Here is a 4,903-nt window from a genome sequence, read left to right as displayed (position 1 = left end):
AAAAAACAATAAATCTGTCAGTGACAGAAATGAGTGAGAACTCAAACTTTTAATGAGAGTTTGATCCTGGCTCAGGACGAACGCTGGCGGCGTGCCTAATACATGCAAGTAGAACGCTGAAGGAGGAGCTTGCTTCTCTGGATGAGTTGCGAACGGGTGAGTAACGCGTAGGTAACCTGCCTGGTAGCGGGGGATAACTATTGGAAACGATAGCTAATACCGCATAATAGTAGTTGTTGCATGACAACTGTTTAAAAGGTGCAATTGCATCACTACCAGATGGACCTGCGTTGTATTAGCTAGTTGGTGGGGTAACGGCTCACCAAGGCGACGATACATAGCCGACCTGAGAGGGTGATCGGCCACACTGGGACTGAGACACGGCCCAGACTCCTACGGGAGGCAGCAGTAGGGAATCTTCGGCAATGGACGGAAGTCTGACCGAGCAACGCCGCGTGAGTGAAGAAGGTTTTCGGATCGTAAAGCTCTGTTGTAAGAGAAGAACGAGTGTGAGAGTGGAAAGTTCACACTGTGACGGTATCTTACCAGAAAGGGACGGCTAACTACGTGCCAGCAGCCGCGGTAATACGTAGGTCCCGAGCGTTGTCCGGATTTATTGGGCGTAAAGCGAGCGCAGGCGGTTAGATAAGTCTGAAGTTAAAGGCTGTGGCTTAACCATAGTACGCTTTGGAAACTGTTTAACTTGAGTGCAAGAGGGGAGAGTGGAATTCCATGTGTAGCGGTGAAATGCGTAGATATATGGAGGAACACCGGTGGCGAAAGCGGCTCTCTGGCTTGTAACTGACGCTGAGGCTCGAAAGCGTGGGGAGCAAACAGGATTAGATACCCTGGTAGTCCACGCCGTAAACGATGAGTGCTAGGTGTTAGACCCTTTCCGGGGTTTAGTGCCGTAGCTAACGCATTAAGCACTCCGCCTGGGGAGTACGACCGCAAGGTTGAAACTCAAAGGAATTGACGGGGGCCCGCACAAGCGGTGGAGCATGTGGTTTAATTCGAAGCAACGCGAAGAACCTTACCAGGTCTTGACATCCCTCTGACCGCTCTAGAGATAGAGTTTTCCTTCGGGACAGAGGTGACAGGTGGTGCATGGTTGTCGTCAGCTCGTGTCGTGAGATGTTGGGTTAAGTCCCGCAACGAGCGCAACCCCTATTGTTAGTTGCCATCATTCAGTTGGGCACTCTAGCGAGACTGCCGGTAATAAACCGGAGGAAGGTGGGGATGACGTCAAATCATCATGCCCCTTATGACCTGGGCTACACACGTGCTACAATGGCTGGTACAACGAGTCGCAAGCCGGTGACGGCAAGCTAATCTCTTAAAACCAGTCTCAGTTCGGATTGTAGGCTGCAACTCGCCTACATGAAGTCGGAATCGCTAGTAATCGCGGATCAGCACGCCGCGGTGAATACGTTCCCGGGCCTTGTACACACCGCCCGTCACACCACGAGAGTTTGTAACACCCGAAGTCGGTGAGGTAACCGTAAGGAGCCAGCCGCCTAAGGTGGGATAGATGATTGGGGTGAAGTCGTAACAAGGTAGCCGTATCGGAAGGTGCGGCTGGATCACCTCCTTTCTAAGGATAAGGAACTGCGCATTGGTCTTGTTTAGTCTTGAGAGGTCTTGTGGGGCCTTAGCTCAGCTGGGAGAGCGCCTGCTTTGCACGCAGGAGGTCAGCGGTTCGATCCCGCTAGGCTCCATTGGTGAGAGATCACCAAGTAATGCACATTGAAAATTGAATATCTATATCAAATAGTAACAAGAAAATAAACCGAAAACGCTGTAGTATTAATAAGAGTTTATGACTGAAAGGTCAGAAAATAAGGTTAAGTTAATAAGGGCGCACGGTGGATGCCTTGGCACTAGGAGCCGAAGAAGGACGTGACAAACGACGATATGCCTTGGGTAGCTGTAAGTAAGCGATGATCCAGGGATTTCCGAATGGGGGAACCCAACAGGTACTACCTGTTACCCACATCTGTTAAGGATGTGAGGAGGAAGACGCAGTGAACTGAAACATCTAAGTAGCTGCAGGAAGAGAAAGCAAAAGCGATTGCCTTAGTAGCGGCGAGCGAAACGGCAGGAGGGCAAACCGAAGAGTTTACTCTTCGGGGTTGTAGGACTGCAATGTGGACTCAAAGATTATAGAAGAATGATTTGGGAAGATCAGCCAAAGAGAGTAATAGCCTCGTATTTAAAATAGTCTTTGTACCTAGCAGTATCCTGAGTACGGCGGGACACGAGAAATCCCGTCGGAATCTGGGAGGACCATCTCCCAACCCTAAATACTCCCTAGTGACCGATAGTGAACCAGTACCGTGAGGGAAAGGTGAAAAGCACCCCGGGAGGGGAGTGAAATAGAACCTGAAACCGTGTGCCTACAACAAGTTCGAGCCCGTTAATGGGTGAGAGCGTGCCTTTTGTAGAATGAACCGGCGAGTTACGTTATGATGCGAGGTTAAGTTGAAGAGACGGAGCCGTAGGGAAACCGAGTCTGAACAGGGCGAATTAGTATCATGACGTAGACCCGAAACCATGTGACCTACCCATGAGCAGGTTGAAGGTGCGGTAAGACGCACTGGAGGACCGAACCAGGGCACGTTGAAAAGTGCTTGGATGACTTGTGGGTAGCGGAGAAATTCCAAACGAACTTGGAGATAGCTGGTTCTCTCCGAAATAGCTTTAGGGCTAGCGTCGACATTAGAGATTCTTGGAGGTAGAGCACTGTTTGGGTGAGGGGTCCATCCCGGATTACCAATCTCAGATAAACTCCGAATGCCAATGAATTATAGTCGGCAGTCAGACTGCGAGTGCTAAGATCCGTAGTCGAAAGGGAAACAGCCCAGACCACCAGCTAAGGTCCCAAAATAATTGTTAAGTGGAAAAGGATGTGGGGTTGCACAGACAACTAGGATGTTAGCTTAGAAGCAGCTATTCATTCAAAGAGTGCGTAATAGCTCACTAGTCGAGTGACCCTGCGCCGAAAATGTACCGGGGCTAAAACAATTTACCGAAGCTGTGGATACCTTTATAGGTATGGTAGGAGAGCGTTCTATGTGTGATGAAGGTGTACCGTGAGGAGCGCTGGAACGCATAGAAGTGAGAATGCCGGTATGAGTAGCGAAAGACAGGTGAGAATCCTGTCCACCGTAAGACTAAGGTTTCCAGGGGAAGGCTCGTCCGCCCTGGGTTAGTCGGGACCTAAGGAGAGACCGAAAGGTGTATCCGATGGACAACAGGTTGATATTCCTGTACTAGAGTATGTAGTGATGGAGGGACGCAGTAGGCTAACTAAAGCAGACGATTGGAAGTGTCTGTCTAAGCAGTGAGGTGTGAATTGAGTTAAATGCTTAGTTCTATAACATTGAGCTGTGATGGGGAGCGAAGTTTAGTAGCGAAGTTAGTGACGTCACACTGCCAAGAAAAGCTTCTAGCGTTTAAACATACTCTACCCGTACCGCAAACCGACACAGGTAGTCGAGGCGAGTAGCCTCAGGTGAGCGAGAGAACTCTCGTTAAGGAACTCGGCAAAATGACCCCGTAACTTCGGGAGAAGGGGTGCTGACTTTAAGTCAGCCGCAGTGAATAGGCCCAAGCAACTGTTTATCAAAAACACAGCTCTCTGCTAAATCGTAAGATGATGTATAGGGGGTGACGCCTGCCCGGTGCTGGAAGGTTAAGAGGAGTGCTTAGCGTAAGCGAAGGTATGAATTGAAGCCCCAGTAAACGGCGGCCGTAACTATAACGGTCCTAAGGTAGCGAAATTCCTTGTCGGGTAAGTTCCGACCCGCACGAAAGGCGTAATGATTTGGGCACTGTCTCAACGAGAGACTCGGTGAAATTTTAGTACCTGTGAAGATGCAGGTTACCCGCGACAGGACGGAAAGACCCCATGGAGCTTTACTGCAGTTTGATATTGAGTGTCTGTACCACATGTACAGGATAGGTAGGAGTCTAAGAGATCGGGACGCCAGTTTCGAAGGAGACGTTGTTGGGATACTACCCTTGTGTTATGGCCACTCTAACCCAGATAGGTGATCCCTATCGGAGACAGTGTCTGACGGGCAGTTTGACTGGGGCGGTCGCCTCCTAAAAGGTAACGGAGGCGCCCAAAGGTTCCCTCAGAATGGTTGGAAATCATTCGCAGAGTGTAAAGGTATAAGGGAGCTTGACTGCGAGAGCTACAACTCGAGCAGGGACGAAAGTCGGGCTTAGTGATCCGGTGGTTCCGTATGGAAGGGCCATCGCTCAACGGATAAAAGCTACCCTGGGGATAACAGGCTTATCTCCCCCAAGAGTTCACATCGACGGGGAGGTTTGGCACCTCGATGTCGGCTCGTCGCATCCTGGGGCTGTAGTCGGTCCCAAGGGTTGGGCTGTTCGCCCATTAAAGCGGCACGCGAGCTGGGTTCAGAACGTCGTGAGACAGTTCGGTCCCTATCCGTCGCGGGCGTAGGAAATTTGAGAGGATCTGCTCCTAGTACGAGAGGACCAGAGTGGACTTACCGCTGGTGTACCAGTTGTCTTGCCAAAGGCATCGCTGGGTAGCTATGTAGGGAAGGGATAAACGCTGAAAGCATCTAAGTGTGAAACCCACCTCAAGATGAGATTTCCCATGATTTTATATCAGTAAGAGCCCTGAGAGATGATCAGGTAGATAGGTTAGAAGTGGAAGTGTGGCGACACATGTAGCGGACTAATACTAATAGCTCGAGGACTTATCCAAAGTAACTGAGAATATGAAAGCGAACGGTTTTCTTAGTTTGAATAGATATTCAATTTTGAGTAGGTATTACTCAGAGTTAAGTGACGATAGCCTAGGAGATACACCTGTACCCATGCCGAACACAGAAGTTAAGCCCTAGAACGCCGGAAGTAGTTGGGG

General features: G+C 49.9%; 1 tRNA gene and 3 rRNA genes. All 4 read left to right on the top strand.

Going from position 1 to position 4,903, the window contains the following annotated elements:
- The first annotated feature begins 48 nt into the window (after positions 1–48).
- Positions 49–1,594 (top strand): 16S ribosomal RNA (locus HT722_RS09930).
- A gap of 51 nt (positions 1,595–1,645) precedes the next feature.
- Positions 1,646–1,718: transfer RNA gene (locus HT722_RS09925), tRNA-Ala, on the top strand.
- 124 nt (positions 1,719–1,842) lie between these two features.
- Positions 1,843–4,744, top strand: a 23S ribosomal RNA gene (locus HT722_RS09920).
- Between the two features lie 76 nt (positions 4,745–4,820).
- Positions 4,821–4,903, top strand: a 5S ribosomal RNA gene (rrf, locus tag HT722_RS09915); the annotation flags it as partial.

Source organism: Streptococcus sp. 53, assembly GCF_013276565.1.
Taxonomy (GTDB): Bacteria; Bacillota; Bacilli; order Lactobacillales; family Streptococcaceae; genus Streptococcus.
This window is presented reverse-complemented; position numbering and strand designations above follow the sequence as displayed.